General features: G+C 47.4%; 13 protein-coding genes. All 13 read right to left on the bottom strand.

The genetic code is table 11. From position 1 onward, the window contains the following. Positions 1-69 precede the first annotated feature (69 nt). Complete coding sequence (locus PCH02S_RS00510) at positions 70-1,197, bottom strand: glycoside hydrolase family 88 protein (protein WP_127449042.1); 1,128 nt, start codon at positions 1,195-1,197, stop codon at positions 70-72. Between the two features lie 856 nt (positions 1,198-2,053). Continuing rightward, positions 2,054-3,517, bottom strand: coding sequence for a sulfatase (locus PCH02S_RS00505; protein ID WP_127449041.1), 1,464 nt, complete (start codon positions 3,515-3,517; stop codon positions 2,054-2,056). Between the two features lie 49 nt (positions 3,518-3,566). Continuing rightward, positions 3,567-4,433 (bottom strand): carbohydrate ABC transporter permease, encoded by an 867-nt coding sequence (locus PCH02S_RS00500; RefSeq protein ID WP_246068880.1) that lies wholly within the window; start codon positions 4,431-4,433, stop codon positions 3,567-3,569. 23 nt (positions 4,434-4,456) lie between these two features. Further along, positions 4,457-5,389, bottom strand: coding sequence for a carbohydrate ABC transporter permease (locus PCH02S_RS00495; protein ID WP_127449039.1), 933 nt, complete (start codon positions 5,387-5,389; stop codon positions 4,457-4,459). Positions 5,390-5,472: 83 nt separating this feature from the next. Then, positions 5,473-6,777, bottom strand: coding sequence for an ABC transporter substrate-binding protein (locus tag PCH02S_RS00490; RefSeq protein ID WP_127449037.1), 1,305 nt, complete (start codon positions 6,775-6,777; stop codon positions 5,473-5,475). 233 nt (positions 6,778-7,010) lie between these two features. Continuing rightward, the gene (locus PCH02S_RS00485) at positions 7,011-8,615 is read right to left on the bottom strand and encodes a response regulator transcription factor (RefSeq protein ID WP_127449035.1); all 1,605 of its coding nucleotides are present in this window, start codon (positions 8,613-8,615) and stop codon (positions 7,011-7,013) included. After that, entirely contained in the window at positions 8,615-10,420 is a 1,806-nt protein-coding gene (locus PCH02S_RS00480) for a cache domain-containing sensor histidine kinase (RefSeq protein ID WP_127449034.1), read from the bottom strand. The genes PCH02S_RS00485 and PCH02S_RS00480 overlap by 1 nt, the downstream gene beginning before the upstream one ends. Positions 10,421-10,691: 271 nt before the next feature. Then, on the bottom strand, positions 10,692-10,955 hold the full coding sequence (locus PCH02S_RS00475; protein ID WP_127449032.1) for an HPr family phosphocarrier protein: 264 nt from the start codon (positions 10,953-10,955) through the stop codon (positions 10,692-10,694). Then, positions 10,952-12,679 carry a phosphoenolpyruvate--protein phosphotransferase gene (ptsP, locus tag PCH02S_RS00470; protein ID WP_127449710.1) on the bottom strand — a complete coding sequence of 576 codons (1,728 nt, stop codon included), beginning with the start codon at positions 12,677-12,679 and terminating at the stop codon, positions 10,952-10,954. Before ptsP ends, PCH02S_RS00475 begins: the two co-directional genes overlap by 4 nt. 29 nt (positions 12,680-12,708) lie before the next feature. Next, positions 12,709-13,866: a mannitol-1-phosphate 5-dehydrogenase gene (locus PCH02S_RS00465; protein WP_127449708.1), complete on the bottom strand. Its 1,158-nt coding sequence runs from the start codon at positions 13,864-13,866 to the stop codon at positions 12,709-12,711. Further along, positions 13,866-14,300 (bottom strand): PTS sugar transporter subunit IIA, encoded by a 435-nt coding sequence (locus tag PCH02S_RS00460; protein WP_127449030.1) that lies wholly within the window; start codon positions 14,298-14,300, stop codon positions 13,866-13,868. Before PCH02S_RS00460 ends, PCH02S_RS00465 begins: the two co-directional genes overlap by 1 nt. A 23-nt stretch (positions 14,301-14,323) precedes the next feature. Next, positions 14,324-16,363 (bottom strand): BglG family transcription antiterminator, encoded by a 2,040-nt coding sequence (locus tag PCH02S_RS00455; RefSeq protein WP_127449029.1) that lies wholly within the window; start codon positions 16,361-16,363, stop codon positions 14,324-14,326. Positions 16,364-16,428: 65 nt separating this feature from the next. Further along, on the bottom strand, positions 16,429-17,859 hold the full coding sequence (locus PCH02S_RS00450; protein ID WP_127449027.1) for a PTS mannitol transporter subunit IICB: 1,431 nt from the start codon (positions 17,857-17,859) through the stop codon (positions 16,429-16,431). Positions 17,860-17,880: the final 21 nt, after the last annotated feature.

The raw sequence follows: 17,880 nt of genomic DNA, 5'->3' as shown, positions 1-17,880 counted from the left end.
AGCGCTTGTTGTGCGGGTATTTAGGCTGCAATATACCCTTTTTCCGTTCATACACCTGTAAAAAAATGGTTAGAGAGACTGAGACTCCGGTTCCCAGAAAGAGGATTGGCCTCTCAGCTTGGACAGGGCTTCCATATAAAAGTAATCGCCATAGATTAACGGCTTATTGATGTTCTGATTGCCAGGCAAATTGCCGGTGCCCGCAACGAGAATGGCTTCTTCCGAATCTCCTGCCACGTAGTTAAGGGATAAGGAATGCAGGATGCCACATGCCTGCTCTCTATAAAAGGAAGCCCGTTCCCCTTGGCACGCTGCTGCCAGATTTAACAGCCCGCTTGCTGCAATGGCGGCTGCGCTTGAATCCTTCGGCGCCCCTTCGAATGAAGGTAAGCGGAAATCCCAATACGGCACCTTGTCCGCCGGAAGATGTGTCAGGAAATAGTGGGCTGCCCGCTCGGCCGCTTCCAAGAAGGCTACATCCCCCGTGTGCTGGTAGCTCAAAATCGACCCATGGATCGCCCATGCTGCGCCTCGTGACCAAGCGGAATCCTCGGCATAGCCTTGGCCGCCGAGTGCTCCGGTCCGTTCTCCGGTTTCCGGATCGAAGCAGACGACATGATAAGCTGAACCGTCTTCGCGTATAAAATGTTTTACAACCATCTTCGCATGCGCGACGGCGATATGCTTGAACCGGGGATCTCCGGATTGTTTCGATGCCCAGTGCAGCAGTGGGAGATTCATCATGCAATCAATGATCGCCCACCCGACACGTTCGGGGTGATTCCAAGCTCTGATAAAGCTGCCCTGCAAGTTAAAACGGCCTGCCAGATGGCTGGCGACCATCAATGCTCTACGCTTGGATTGCTCATTTCCAGTCAACCGCCAATTGGCGATTGAGGTCAGCATCCACATAAAACCCATATCGTGATCCAGCTGCGCGTAGCTATGCAGCACTTCATCCAACTGCTCTTCACAGTTCTCAGCCAATTGGCGTAATTCGTCCGCCTGCCGGTCTCTATAGGCGAGCCATAACAACCCAGGCCAGAAGCCGGCTGTCCAATAGTGCGGCAACATGAGTTGAAACTTACCATCCTGCGAGCCGTGCGGGAATGCGGCTCCGATTCGCCGGCTTGTGCTCATCACCTTGCGGATTCCCGCGTTCCATGCTTCTTGTATCCATTGCTCTGTTGTATTCATGTTTTCACTCCCATTCGTTGTGCTCTTAGCATAAACAGATTGGTTGATGCGACTCAATATACATGTTTTTGCTGGGTTAACAGGTTTCGGGATGTGCTGTTTAGCTGTTTGGCATCCCCCTTCCTGTAAATGTTAACGGGAAAAAGTGCTGCTAATTTGTTTGTTTGTACTGGTCTAAAGGAAATAGGTGGAAATTCTCCTGCTAATTCCTCAAGTTTCGTCCGATATGAGGCATATCGACTGAATTACCTGCACAAATTCCAGCTATTTCATCAAGAATTCTACTCCGCGCCAATTTTAACAGTAGAAATTCCAGTTACTTTGCTAATGAACACAAAAAGGGCCTATTTCGATGAAATAGCGCCCTGTCGTTCGTTGGGGAGATGGGAATCGTTGGGAAAGTACCTTCTCCTCCGTAGTTTAGCTTGTTAAGAACCAGGTAGGAGCGATTTTTGAGGGTGGAAATACCCATTGCCACTAAAATTCAGCGTTACTGAGACACTTTGCTGAGGGGTAACCTCATACGAGAGTTAAGTGGGTCAACGATAGGCCTTAAGGGAACTGCAGGACACTATTCTAGCAAATTCAGCCCTTTTCCGCGTTCAGTGGAACTACAGGGCCTTATTTGATCGTCTGTTCCCGTTTTCTTTATGAAAACAGACAAATAGTGGCCCACAGTTCCCCTCCGCGAAAAAAAGAGGCTATTTCGATGAAATAGCGCCCTGTCGTTCCCTTCGCCGGAGAGGGTCCGCTCGAGCGCTAGCAGCCAAAGGGGTGCGCGCTCAAGGGATAAGCTTCGCTTACCCCAAATAAAAAAACGAAAGCCTTGGGGTACAAGGCTTTCGCTTCTACTACATTACAACCCAAGCCGCTCGAATTGCTCTAACGGCGCGTTCGCTTCGTGCATACTCTCTCTAAGCATTCTAATCATACGCGCCTCCAGCTCGGCGTCCTGAATCGGATGCTGCTGCTGATAATCCTGCGATATGTCATACAGCTTCGTTTCCATGACTTGGCTGTTCGACGCATAGGGTTCACCCTCCCGGCTGACAGGCACTTTAAACACAGGAAAACGGGTATAAGGCAAGAAACGGCCGGTTTCAATCGACTCTTGAACCTGGTTGCCCAGATAAGAACGGAACGTTGTCGGCATGGCCGTATATGTAAAACATGGATGATTGTCGGCTGCACGTGGGGCCCTCATATATGTATAGCTGCCGTCGGTTACATTTACCGCCATGCCATGATACCCATAGATTGCCGCATTGCGTACCTTGTCCGTTCGCCCCTCGAGAAGCCCCCTTAACGAATGGCCTTTCACTTGATCCGGAATCGCCACATTCATGTAATCCAGAATCGTAGGCATCACATCAATATTTTGCGTGAGGGCGCTGATTCGTGAACCATTGTGCTCGCTGCCAGGAACATGAATCATCATGGGAATATGTGCGAGTTCGTTGAACACATGCATCTGGTTTTTCCCCATTTTCTGATGTTCGCCCAGTAAAAAGCCATGATCGGTTGTGAAAATCAGCAGGGTATCCTCCCATAACGCCAAACGGTCCATCGTATCCAGCAGCTTGCCAAGCCAATGATCAATCATCGTGAGATTAGCAGCGTATCGTTTACGAATATGCGTAATCGCCTCTTCCGGCACATCTACATCCCCGTAATTAGGCCAAAAATAAAGCGGTCCTTTATAATCGTCTTGGTATAGATCCAGGTAATGCTTGGGACAATCGAAAGGTTCATGCGGATCGAAGGCTTCTACCATCAGGAAATAATGATCGGCCTCGCGATTGCTCTCCAGCCAGTCGCAAGCAGCTTGCATCGTTCGTGCACCCGCATAATCTTCCTCCTGCACAAACCTCTTCCGGTTTCGTTCATACTGCAATCGGACCCTCCCGTAATGCTCATCCGGCACTTCCGGATCGCTAACGGTCGAATGCCAAGGATCATCCTCCTGCCCGCGATGAAAGTCCCATGTCGTAAAGGATTGGCAATAATTTTCACCGCCGGTAGCAAAATAGTGATAGTGATCGGTTACGATATGGCTGAAAATCCCGCCTTTCCGCAGTGCATTCGGCAATGTTTCATCAAACGGTTCAATGCCGCCCCACCCTTTTTCCAGAAAAGCCGTTCTCCCCGTCAAAAGATCCCTTCTCGCAGGCATACAAGGGAGTGAACCCGACCAATGTTGATCGAAAACAACGGATTTCTCCGCTAATCGTTCGATATTAGGCGTCTTAACCCAATCCCCACCATACGTTGGCAGCAGATGTCGATTGAGCGTATCCAACAGCACGACAATTGTATTCATAACAGCCTCCCTTCCAAGATAGCAAGATATCCAAGATCAACTAACTAATTTATGCTTTGAGACCTGTGGTTACAATACCTTGTACGAAATATTTTTGCGCAAAAAGAAATAGCAGCATGAGCGGGAGGACAACAAGCGTCGTTGCCGCCATTAATAAATTCCATTCCACACTCGTTTCCCCACGAAACATCGTCAAACCCAGCTGCACCGTTCGCATCTGCTCCGAGTTCGTCATAATGAGCGGCCACATATAATCGTTCCAGGTCGCCGTTGTTTTGAAAATGCCAAGTGTAGCCAATACAGGTTTACTTAAAGGCAGATAGATTTGATAAAATACCCGCAAGGTCGATGCGCCGTCAATTTGCGCTGCCTCATCCAAAGCCCGTGGAAAGGTAAGGAAAAACTGGCGGCATAGAAAGATTCCGAACGAGCCTGCAACAAACGGGAAAATTAATCCGGCATAACTGTTTATTAATCCGACGCCTCCCGCTCCGAATAGATCGTTGCCTCCGGTTAGCGGAAACTTTTTCATCATCAGAAAGGTTGGAATCATCGTTACTTGCGAAGGTACCATAATACCGATCAGTACGGAAAAGAACAGGATGTCTCTCCCTGGAAACCGAAGTCTGGCAAAAGCGTAGCCGGCCATTGAGTTGAGCACAAGACTCGCAACCACCGTAATGACTGTGATAACAAAGGAATTATAGAAATAACGGAGCCAATCTCCTTTGGACATGGCAAGCACATAATTTTGAAACATCCATTTATGCGGAATAAATGAAAATGTGGGTGATTGTATTTCACCCATTGTTTTGAAGGATGTAACTACCATCAGCATGAATGGAAAAAGCATCAGCAGAGCGACTGCAAGCATAATGACGGATACCAGAATCGTGATGCTCATTTTACTTTTCAAACGGAATCCCTCCTTTCCTCTTCTTAGTCCACATCCACATCGTCACCTTGATTACCGTATTTGAAATTGACGATTGTAATCACAAGCGTAATGGCAAACAAGACCATAGCCATAGCCGATGCATATCCCATCTGGAAATCTTGGAAACCGCGCAAATAGATTTGGTGCACAACGGTCGTCGTTGACCCCATCGGCCCGCCGTTCGTTAGAATATTCACTTGCTCGAACACCATGAAAGAGTTAATGCACGTCATAATAAGGATAAAAAACGTCGTAGGCTTCAGCATCGGAAACGTAACCGACCAGAACTGCCTTAGTTTGGAGGCTCCATCCATATGTGCCGCTTCATATAAACTGGAAGGGATTGATTGCAATCCCGCCAAATATATAATCATCGTATACCCAAGTGATTTCCAGATGCTCATAATGACAATGGCGAGCATGGCTGTTTTGGGATCGTACAACCACTGGACCGGATCGAGACCTACTGTTTTAAAAACGCGATTCATAATGCCCAGTGAAGGGTCATAAATCCAAAGCCAAATCATGGACACGGCCACCATGGATGTTACGTTAGGCACATAGATGCTGGCTCTGGCAAATACCTTGCCGAAGATCCTGCCGTTCAGCAGTACAGCCAGAATGAGTCCAAGCGCAATTTGAGGAATTATCGTCCAGATCGCGTAGACCAAGGTGTTCGTCATCGCTTTGGCGAACGTTCCGTCATGCAGCAAACGCGCATAATTTTGCAGCCCGATAAAGGAAGGACTGCTGTAGAAGTTATAATTTGTAAAGCTATAATAGAGACTAATCAACAGTGGAATAAAAATAAATGCAAAATAAATGACATACCCGGGAGCAATCATGGCATATCCGGCATAATCGATACGCCATCTGCGGAGCGATTTCGTTCGGCCCAATCCTCCTTGGGGGCCTGTCGTTGCAGTCGGCTTCATAAGAAACCACCTCGTTTCATCAGGGTGAACGGAAATCGCCTGCCCATAGACTGCAAGCAATCTTCAAGCAGGCGACTCAGATCCTATTTGGAAATCAGATTCGGAAGCTCCTTGGTCAGCTGAGCAGCAGCATCCTTCATCGCTTGCTCCCCTGTTTTCTTCCCATAATAGGCTTCTTCCAGATTAAGGCTAATAAACTCATACATTTTGCCGGAATACGTCACTTTCGCAGCACCTTGTCCATACGTCACGGCATCGAAAATGGCACCGTTCATAACCGGATTTTCTTTGATATAATCGTCTTTCAAAGACTTCCTGACGACAGGAGTACCCAATTCTTTATATCTGGCCCAAGTCTCTTCCTTGGTCATGACCGTCTGCATAAATTCAAAGGCTAAGTCTTTTTGTTTGCTTTGTGAGCTCATGAACAATAAACGCATGCCCGCAAAAGTAGATTTCATTTTCCGGGAAATCGGACCTGATACGCCAATTTGTCCGTTAAGTTCAGGGTGATCCTTCTGTAAATTGGTGAATGCAGCCGGACTGTCATAAGCAATCGCCGCTTTTCCGTTCGGGAATAGATTCTCGTTGGACTTCGTAGAATCGTTCGGAATCGTGATTCCCTTTTTCACCATATCAATGAGGTATTGCGTAGCTTCAATGGACTCCGGTGAATCAAATAGCGGTGTATTCGTCTCCGGGTCAATAATTTTGCCGCCATTTTGCAGAACAAAGGATTGCCATAACGTCCAACCGGTCGCCGTCGGAATGCCGAAACCCGCCATCGTGGTTGTCGCCCCATCCTTCTTGGTCAACTTCTCCGCGTATTGTGTCAGTTCATCCCAATTGGCCGGCGGCTTCTCAGGATCCAGCCCCGCTGCTTTGAAAAGATCCTTACGCCATAGCAGAACCCTCGGATCAGGGATGAAGCCTAAGCCGTACAGCTTCCCTTTGTATGTACCGGTGTCAACGACACTTTCCATCATATCGCTCTTATCCGCCCATTTGCTCGTGTAAGTCTCCAACGGCTCATATTGCCCCAAATTTGCCCGCTGCGCCAAGGATGCCAGTGTGTAAGACAGAACATCCGGTGAAGTTCCGCTAGCATAAGCGGCATTCAGCTTGGTTTCCATATCGGAACCGAAAGGAACCTCGCTATACGCCACTTTCACTCCTTGATGTTTCGCCTCAAAATCGCTGATCACGCGTTTCCAATATGCATTTTCCGCAGGATCCGTGCCGGCCCTCCAGAAAGTGAGCGTTTTGGTTCCGCCGCCTGCTCCGTCGCTCTTCTTATTTAGCTGCTCCGTGCTGCTGCTGCAACCGCTGAGCAGGATACTGGCCGTTAGGATTATGCCGAGCCCTCCGGCCACCCATTGCTTTTTCATATTCGTAAGCCTCCCCTTATGGTTCATCTATCTGACAACTTCATTATAAAAAATCGGGAAGGGGTCACAGTGAAACTGATTTCCGTTTTTTTTGAACAAATGCACGCTTCTGAAAGGGCTCATCCTGGCCTCCACAGACCCTATACAAAATTATTCCTTTCCTATGCAAAAATAATCCGATAGCCTCTTATGCGAACAAAAAAACACCGCAATTGAAGCGATGCCTGGCGATCCTAAGCTCTATGGTGCAGCTCCATGTATTCAGAGGGCGAAAATCCTGTATATTTTTTAAACAATTTAATAAAATAGCTAGCGTTCGCGTAGCCCACTTGCACGGCTGCCTCCGAGACTTTCAGCGCTTTGGTACTCAGCAGGTTCATCGCCTGCTCTAACCTTATTTGCATCAGGTATTCGTTGAAATTCAACCCCGTCTCCTTTTTAAAAAGCTCGCTAAAATAGTTCCGGCTCAGGTGAACATGGTCGGCCACTTGCTGAAGCGAAATCTCCTCTGAAAAGTGGCTTTGAATAAAATCACAAGCATTCTGTACGGCTTCTCCATATTTGCGCCGATGCAGCTCAATCCACTGCACAATGGTGTCAACCATGTTCTCCGTCCAACCTCTGAGCTCTCGAAAAGTTTTCAGCCGCATCACTTCCATGTGCGCTTCGCTATATAACAGATCAAGCTTAGCAGCCGGCACCTGATACGCTCTTGCTTTATTCACCATGGCATAGGTTAGCTCAAGGGATAGCGCCCTAGCCTGTTTGGCGTTCAGTGCTTTATGCTCTGACATGTCGTTCATGAATTGTCTGCAAGCTTCTGATACCTCTCGAATTTGGCCCATGTCCAAGAATCGATGAAAGGAATCCGGCACAGGGATCGTCTCCGCTTGACCGCCCGAACTTGGAGACTGGCAAAAAACGATGCTGCGGTCCTCGTAAAACAAAGGCAGGTGGAGCGATTCCAACGCCTCTCTGGCTTGTTCCGGCAGGAAAGACAGGCGGCTGTACGTCGTACTGATGCTAATAGCTGAATGTAGGCCGATAAATTTGCGCAAATTCTCCGTTACCCGGTTGGCCAGCAGCAGCAAGGACTCCCTTTGCGATTTCATGCTCGTGCTTTTGATATTAACCAGCAGCATGACCACATTTTCCTCATAGAGAAAAGAACAGCCATTGCCGGCTTCATTTATCAAAGTCTCGTTGACGATATTGGTGACAGCAAGGATTCGCAAATCCTCCTCTTGGATTTTCAGCTCCGAGCTCGGAAGCACGCCTAACGCAAGTACCGTCAAGTTCCTCTCCGTCACTCCCGTGCCGAACAGCACCATTTTGTCGTGAAAATCATTCAGTTCCTGTTGATTTCCTTGCAGCAGCTCCCTGAAATACGCTGTGCGAAGCGCCAGTTGGTTCTGATTCAGCAGACTGCGAAGCGAGTTCATTTCGACTAGCTTACTATGGTCCAGTTCAATATCCTTTCCGATCTTAAACAGAACTTCGTCCAAACCCTGAAGCGTAATTTCCGCTTTAAGAATGTATTCACTTGCTCCGAATTTAAGTGCCTCGGCTGCGAACTGAAACTCATTATAGGAACTGAAAATGACCACCCGGATTCTCGGCATTTCCTCCTTCAAACGCTTAATCAGTTCAATTCCGTTCATGCCCGGCATTTTAATATCTGTCACAACCAAATCAACAGGATGCGACTGACAAAAATCCAACGCCTCAAGACCATTGGAGGCCTCCCCGGCAATGAGGTAACGCTCACCAAGCTTAGCCACAGTCATTTGAAACCACTCCCGAAAGATCGGTTCATCATCCACGATGAGGATATTCATTATTCATTCATCTCCTTCCACTTATACCAAGCTGGAATAAGAACCAATACCTTTGTTCCCACTCCCGGCTCTGATTCCACCGTTAGTCCATATTTCGCGCCGTAATACAATTGAATTCGCTCATGTACATTCCGCAATCCGCCTCGATGGGCGGCTTGTCCATCTCCGAAATGCTCGTCTAAAAACACGCCGGCTTGACCAGTTGACTCCATCCCTACACCGTCATCTCTGATTTCAAACTGGATGTCTCCTTCCTGCATCTTCCCTGTTATCCAAAGTGTTCTCTTCCCTATCTTTGGCTCCAGACCATGGAAGATTGCATTCTCGACCAACGGCTGCAGGATGAGTTTGATTGTTTTGAACGGCATAATGTCGTCATCAAGGTCGTAGTGCACCTCCAGTTGATCTCCCTGCCGGATTTGCTGGATGTACATATAATTACGGAGCATGCTGATTTCCTCTTCGATCGGTATTAACTCGTCATGCTTGGAGATCGATTGTTTCAGCAGCTTGACCAACGCCACAATAACCGAATCGACTTTGTCGCTGCTGTGCTTATGCAGCATGAATCTTATCGAGGTTAGCGTATTATACAGAAAATGCGGATTAATTTGCGATTGCAGCGCCTGAAGCTCGGCATGCCTTTTCTGCTGCTGTTCCACGGTAATCCCTTGCATCAGTTCATTTAATCTGGCCACCATTTGATTAAATTTCCGCGTCAGCAAACCAATTTCATCATCCTGATGAATCGGAGTTCTTACCGATAAATCTCCCGTTTCTACGCGAGTGAAATCGCGATACAGCCTTTTGATCGGAATAGCGAGTCGTTTGGCTATCACATACGATGCCCCGATGGAGAGAATGACTACAATCATAAACACAATAGAGACAATGAATTGAATTTGATTTAAGCTGCTAAGAACAACTTTGGTCGGTGTATACGAAACCAGCTTCCAACCTGTTTTGCCGATTGTCTGAAAAGAAATCAATTGCTCTGTATCATTCTCACGATCAATGAAATAACCCGATTCATACTGCTGAATTTTCCAGTAATAGGAACGGTTCTTCACATTGCTTTGTATCTTTCCATTGGCCTGGGAAGAAATCACACGGCCATCGTCACCGATGATCACAATTTCCCGCTGCTCGTCCAGCGCACTTTCATATAAGCTTCTTATGGTGGTTGCGTTTACACTAATCATGACGAGCCCCGTAGGAGCACCGGTTTCAAAACGGTTACTGATCCTTACCGCGTGAAAAGTGCTGCGCCCCCCGTCCTCTGTCGGCATAAGTCCAGGGATTGGCTCCGTAATCCATAGAATGCGGCCCTTAGCCTCAGCAGCCATTTTGAACCAAGGCTCGTTTACAATATCTCGCATCCGAATGTTTTTATATAGCGGATTCGTGGACTGCTCCAGTCCGTTCAAGCCAAGCAGCGTAACATGATATTGGAGCTTTCCGAAGGAATAAATCGAATTCGTGAGCAGCCTGTCAAAAGCCGCGCGAAGATGCGCTTCTTCATAACTGTTTTCCATAATTTCCGTCGTAAAAGCATGGTTGATCTCGTCATTGAGATAAAACGTATTGGAAACCGCGATGACATCATCCAGCAGCATATCCGTCTTCTCTGCAATCTGGCCCAAGGTTTTGAGATTGGACTGGCTCACTTGCGATTCAATCGAGCTTTTTGAAATTTGCAGCGTAATGACGCCAAAGATGCCTAACGGAACAAGAATGAGACATATTGTCGAGATGAGAAATTTATTTTGAATGCTGCTTCGATGGATGAACCATTTGCTTAGCATCGTCGACCTCCTCGTTCATGACACGCGTATCATTACCTGATGCCATTACCTGATGATACACGATAACACGTGCGTATCAAATACTTTTATAGAATGGGCAAGAAAAAATCCTCTGCTCTTCAGAAGAGCAAAGGATCTGTTAGCCGTTTATTGAGCTAGGGAACGCAGCTTTTTTTTCGCTTGCTCCGACGATCAAGTAACGCGGCGGAGAATGGGGTTTCGGCTCTGACGAGTCCGAGTTTGTGGCTCGGAGGGGGTACTATAATTTTACCTACTCCTCAAATATACGCGTCAATAAAGCGCCAAGCTCCTGCATCGCTTGCTCCTCTTGCTCGCCATCCACTTCCAACGTCACTTCGTCATTCTGTTGAATGCCGAGTGTCAGCATACTAAGCGAGCTTTTGCCGTTGACCTTCTTCTCCCCTTTAATGACACTGACTTTGCAGGGAAACGTCCCCACCTTTTGGACGAAAACTTTGGTCGGGCGGGCATGAAAGCCGGATGGATTCAACACTGTAAAAGTTTGAGATATCATGCTAGATCACTCCTTGTCTTCTGTTCTACAAACTGTTTGATTTGGGCTTGGCTGCTCATCGCCAGAATTTGCTGGGTATAGCCGGCCCATTCTTGTTGTGAGGTCTTTTTGATCAAAGCTCTCGCAGGTAAAATCGAGCTGGCACTCATGCTGAATTCATGAAGTCCCATGCCGAGTAAAATCGGGATCGCGTGCTCATCTCCAGCCATTTCTCCACACATGCCCACCCATTTGCCTTCCTTGCTAGCGGCTTGGATGACCATTTGGATTAAGCGAAGAATGGACGGATGGCAAGGTTGATATAAGTAAGAAACGGTTTCATTCATCCGATCCGCTGCCATGGTATATTGAATGAGGTCATTGGTTCCAATGCTGAAGAAATCCGCCTCTTTCGCCAATGAATCAGCTGCAATCGCTGCTGCGGGCACTTCAATCATAATCCCAACTTCAATGTTATCGGACACCGGGATTCCTTCTTGTAAAAGCTTTTCTTTCTCTTCCTGCAGCAATTGTTTGGCAGCTAACAGCTCATCCATGACAGCAATCATAGGGAACATGATTTTCAATTGTCCATAACTGCTTGCTCTCAGAAGTGCTCGAAGCTGTGTACGAAACAGATCCTCTTGGCTCAGACATAAACGTACCGCACGTAACCCAAGAAAAGGATTGCTTTCAACTGGCAGCTTCATGTATGGCAGTTCTTTGTCTCCGCCAATATCAAGGGTGCGAATGACGACAGGTTTGTCGTCCATCCGCTCCAAAACATGTTTGTAAATCTGAAACTGCTCTTCTTCACTCGGCAGCGCGCTGCGCCCCATATAGAGGAATTCGGTTCGGAATAATCCGATTCCTTCCGCTCCATTAGCGAGTACTTTTTGCAAATCTTCCACACTGCCAATATTGGCAGCCAACTCTACACGATGATCATCCGAAGAAACAGTCGGCTCATGGATCAGCTTGCGCAGTTCGGCTCTTCTCTCGTCATACGAAGCTTTACGCGTTTGATACGCTTCAACCTCTTGATCGCTTGGTGCAACGAGCACCACGCCTTCAACTGCATCCAGGATAAGCATCGTACCTGTCGCGATGTCCCTAGCCTCTTCACCTGCACCTACAACAGCAGGCACTTCCAGGGAACGAGCCATGATGGCGGAATGAGAGGTACGGCTGCCAACCTCGGTCACAAAACCAAGCACATAGTCAAGATTTAATTGTGCCGTATCAGAAGGCGTCAGATCATCAGCGATCAGAATACATGGCTCATTAATAGCCGTAATCGCTGCATAGGAAACACCGCGAAGCTTGCTCATGATTCGCCCGGTGACGTCACGAACATCAGCCGCGCGTTCACGAAGCAGCTCATTATCCATTGCACTGAGCACTTCAATAAAACTGCTCGCAACCTCATGAAGCTTGAATTCCGCGTTCATGCTTTCATCTTTAATGCTATCTATAATGGCATCTATATAATCAGGATCTTCGAGAAGCATCAAGTGTGCTTCGAAAATTTCCGCTTTTGCCGCACCCATTCGCTGCTCAGTCAAATCTTTAAGCTTTTCTAATTCTTGTTTGGTTTCTTCCACAGCTTGACTAAAACGAAGGACCTCCTGATCCTTGTCGGCCACTTCCACAGCCTCGGGCTCGAACTGCTCCTTATTCAATCGAAAAGCTTTGGCCAGCGCAATGCCGGGGGAAGCAGCTATGCCGGTTAGACGTTTGGTCATCATGTTCGCCATGAGGTAACTCCCCTTTCTTATGAAGCAACGGTTTGTTTGAATTGTTCGTAATGTGTTCGAATCAGGAGATGAATGGGGTGATCTTCCCCAATCGTCGTGTACTTGGTAATCGTCCCAGCAAGGCCCAGCTCATGTAAATCCGATTGAATTTGGACAGCTTCAGGATCCGCTGGATCCTTAAACAGCAGGGCAGCAGCCATGACCATAGTAAGATAAGATGGGGTCATCCCTAGCTCATACCCTTGCATAGCTGGTCTGACCAGCCGGTCATTCAACGATAATTTACGAATCGGTGATCTTCCTACGCGCGCTACATCATCAATCAAGTAAGGGTTTGTAAATCTTTGCAATATCTTATCGATGTAGATTTCATGCTGCGCAAGCTCGAAATCATGCTTTTTGATCAAGATCGAACCCGTCTCATGCATAACATGCCTAACCAATGAAGCAATTTGAGGATTAGCCATCGCCTCTTGAATCGTTGCATAGCCTTGCAAATAGCCAAGATAGGCAGCGCTGCAATGACCCGTATTAACGGTAAAAAGTTTGCGTTCAATGTATGGCTCTAGTGTCTTCACATAATGAACGCCGGCAATGCGAGTGAAGCCTTCCAGCATTTGCGACTCATCAACAACCCACTCGTAAAAAGGCTCAACAGTGACTTCAAGCGGGTCCTCGTTATGCTGAATAGGAACGATTCGATCCACAGCAGCATCGGGAAAGGCAACAACCGTCTCTGCTTTCGCACGCAGCTCTTCACTTAACAAAGCATATACATGTTCTTTGAGCTGCGTACTTCCGCCAATCGCATTTTCACACGCGATGATGTGCAGCGGCGCGGCTCCACTAGCGATTCTTCGCTCGATCCCTTTGGCAATTCCGCCTGCAATATGCTTCAGAATATTGACGCCAACCGCTGTTGTCACAAGATCAGCCTGTGCAACGGCTTCAGCTACATCTTCCAGATTTTTGCCGTTGATTGCTGTAACACCGGAAACCGTGAAGGTCTCTTGTGCTTCATTCGCCAAACGCACCGTATACGTTTTTCTTTCCTGCAGCAGCTCTACCAAGGTATCGTTGACATCTGAGAAGATAACTTCATAACCGGCTTGTGACAAAAGCAATCCAATGAAGCCTCTTCCGATGTTACCCGCTCCAAAATGTACAGCCTTCATCATTCCATCCCGCTTTCGAAAATCTTCACCATCGCTTCAGGTGTGGAAGCTTGCATGATTTGCTCGATGTTCTCATCTTCCGAGCAGATCATGGCGACATTGGTCAATATGTCCAGATGATCATTGCCTGCTGCAGCAATCCCGATCACCAGATTCGCCGTCTCTCCGTCACCAAAGTCCACACCGTCCGGAATTTGAACAATGGACAGTCCTGTGGAAAGGATCAATGATTTGGAATCCTGTGTGCCGTGTGGAATGGCCAATCCATTGCCCATGAATGTCGATAAGGTTTGCTCTCTCTCGATCATTTTATCAATATAAGCGGCTGAAGCATGACCTGCATCAACTAACAATTGGCCCGCCATGCGAATGGCCTCGAATTTGTCTTTAGGTTTCGCGTTCAATTTTACTTTATTGGTTGATAAGATACTCATCGTAGATCTCTCCCCATATCCGATTATTTTTTATTCTCTAGAAAAGCAGCTAACTCTTGGGATAAAAAGTGCTTAATTTCTGACTGGCTGCCTGATCTCAACAGTTCGATCATTTCAGGGATGAGCAGGAAAGAGCTGATTTCGCTTAGCACTTCCAAACTCTCCTTCGATAACTCCTGCGGACCGAGCATAAGCAGCATTTGTCTCACGCCGGATTTTTTCCCGCTTTCTAACGGCAAGTCATCCGCTAATCGAAACAAAGTGAAGGAAGGCTTTTTCACCTGTTCACTTCGGATATGAAAGAGCGCAAGACCCGTGTCAGGGATCACTTGACTGCTCAACTTCTCCCGCGCAAGCAGCAGCTCAACGATAGGTTTTACATCGTCAAAGACACCCGCTCTGCTGACATAGCTGCATATATCCTGCAAGGCTTCTTCCAAGTCTTCATAACTTTGCTCGATGTGAAACACCGTAAATTGATCAATAATGCTTACAATTTCATTAATATAGAACTGGATGCGATGCAAACGATCTCTCGAACCTGCCTCCAGATGCATGGGAATTGGTTCACCAGACTCTTTTTGTAATGTCACATTTTGAATAAAAAGCCTCAGCCGTTCTGCCTCATCTTTCGTCAATAACGGACTGAGCTTCATGTATTGATCAGAAGGGAGCGGTAGGTCTACCGTCGATATGATTAAATCGTAGTCCTTCTTAGGGATACGCGCAGCTTCAAACCAGGACGCATTGCCGATAATATTGATTTGCGGAAGCTCTTTCGTTAGGCGTACAGCCAGCATTTTGGAGGTGCCTATGCCGCTTGTGCAGACCAGAATGGCCCTCACATTTCGTTTAAATTGTTTCTGCCTCTCGATGGAAGCACCGAAATGCATGACCAGGAACCCGATTTCTTCGTCCGGTATGGCAATTTCGCTGATGGTCGTATTGACAGCTTCCCGAATGGCTTCGAACAGGACTTCATAATCTTTTTTAATTTGCGTCAAAAGCGGATTGCGAATCGTAGCTCCCGCCAATAAGCGCTTAATCGCGGACTCCAAATGGCTCAGCAGCCCATCTTTCAAGGAACGGTCATCGCTGAACGGAACGCCTAGATTTCTTTCCATTCTGCGAATCAGCTTCCACACCATTTCCATGTAACTCAACTCATCGATCGGAAGCAGTAAATTGGCATGAGGTTCAGAAGTAGGTTCCAGCAGCTCAGCAATATACGAGATTTCAGCTGCCGTTAACTGAATTGGAATTTCTTCGGTCAGGTGATCAATGGTATGGGTAAGCAGTTTGCTAGGACGCGCCGAGTGATGATCACTATTCGCCTCGATCGGTCTTCCCATTTGAATTCTGGCAATCGTTATCGAGAGGGAAATAAGTAAATTAGTGTACTCCTCCTCGGAAATTTCGCTTAAGCCTTCATCTTCAGCCAGCCAAAGCGCTTCTTCCACTTTCGTAAAATTCTCTTTGCCTATCAGCTTCAAAAGCTTTTGCGCTAATGGTGAATGTTGGCTCTCATTTTTCCCAAAGAGATCAGACTCATCGAGTCCATTTCTCGCCAGGTGCAAGATCATCCTCCGTTTGTTAGCTTCTGTGCCGCTCAATTCAACGCCGTAACCCCTTTTGCGAACGAGGGTGAGATTAGACCGATTAACCCAGCTATCCAACTCATCCAGATCATTCGTAATGGTTGGAATCGTGACAGCCAACTCATGCGACAATGTAAAAAGCTTAACGGGTTCCTCCTCCTGAAGCAGTAGGCAGAGCAGCAGCATCCTTCGTTCTTCAGCTGAATAGGCCACATTCACCCTGCCATCGAGCAGATATCTCAATGCCTCCAATTTCTCCGGCTCCGCCAGAAGTTGAATCCCTTTTCCCGATTTCTTACGCAGCGCAATGCCGAGATTCCCCAGAACAGTCTCCAACTCAGACAATTCTCTATGAACCGTTCTAGTGCTTACATTAATCTCAGCAGCTATTTCTCCTGCCGTAATGTCATCCCTTTGCTTCATTAACAGCTCAAGGATCTGCCGATGCCTGTTTGAGAGGCTCATAATTATTCTCCTCACGAACAAAATGGAGATAACGCCGGCAAGATGCCAGCGTTAGATGCTTCTATTTAGCCCAATCGTTTCACAAGCTCATCATATTCCGGGCTTTTCATGAAATTATCAATCGAAATATGTTCAGCTTGCGGTGCTTTGTTTCGTGCGCGGTCCGTCAAGGATTTATGCGTGATCACGATGTCAGCATCGGATGGGATATCATTGATTGCGGTATTGATGACGTTGATATTGATACTGGCTTCTTTCATTTTCTTTCTTAAAATAGAAGCTCCCATTGCGCTTGATCCCATCCCGGCATCACAGGAGAAAACGATTTTCTGCACATTGTTGGCAGACTTCGTTACAGGAACATCTACACGCTCTGCTGCCGCTGCAGCCGGGGCTTGCTTCATTTCTTTCATTCGCGCTTTAGCCTGATCCAAATCTTCGCTTTCCGTTTGCTTCGTTGTTTTCAACAACAGAGCGCCTACTGCGAAAGAAACGATCGTTGAAGTGATTACGCCGCTGAAAATCGGCAGCATACCGCCTTTTGGAGCCATCGCGATGTAAGCAAAGATACTTCCCGGTGAAGGAGGCGCAACCAGACCCGCATTGAAAAGAGAGAAGGTGAACGTTCCTGTCACACCACCTGCAATCACCGCTAGAATAAGACGCGGATTCATCAGGATGTATGGGAAATAGATTTCATGGATACCGCCGAAAAAGTGAATAATAGCAGAACCTGGAGCGGAAAGCTTCGCTGCACCGCGCCCAACAATCCAGTAGGCCAATAGAATGCCAAGTCCTGGACCAGGGTTGGACTCTAGCATGAAAAGAATCGACTTACCTGTTTTGGATGCTTGATCAAGTGCGATCGGGCTCAGTACGCCGTGGTTAATCGCGTTGTTCAAGAACAGCACCTTACCTGGTTCGATTAGTATATTAGCCAGCGGAAGCAAACCCGCGTTGACCAACGCTTGAACACCGGAAGCAAGTGCTTTGCTCACGACTTGAACGGCAGGGCCGACAACCGTGTAAGCCAGAACGGCTAGGATGGCTCCTATGATGCCTGATGAGAAATTGTTTACAAGCATCTCGAAACCTGATTTGATTTTACCCTCAATCGACTTATCGAACTGCTTCAGCACCCACGCGGCGAAGGGACCTACAATCATTGCCCCCATAAACATCGGAATATCCGTCCCGATGACAACCCCCATCGTGGTTACTGCCCCAATGACACCACCGCGTGTGCCGTGGATCATCGTCCCACCCGTATACCCAATCAAGAGCGGAAGAAGATAAGTTATCATTGGACCTACGAGCTTAGCCAAATACTCATTTGGAATCCAGCCGGTCGGAATAAATAAAGCCGTAATCAATCCCCAAGCGATAAACGCCCCGATATTCGGCATCACCATGCCGCTTAAGAAACGACCGAAACTTTGCACTTTCACCCGGAATCCGCCGGATGATGCTTGCTTTTGTGCAGCAATTTCACTCATTAGAATAACCTCCCTTTGTCT

This window comes from Paenibacillus chondroitinus NBRC 15376, assembly GCF_004000765.1.
Lineage (GTDB): Bacteria > Bacillota > Bacilli > Paenibacillales > NBRC-103111 > Paenibacillus_E > Paenibacillus_E chondroitinus.
Note: the sequence above shows the minus strand (reverse complement) of the source record. Positions and strands in the feature narration are given on the sequence as shown.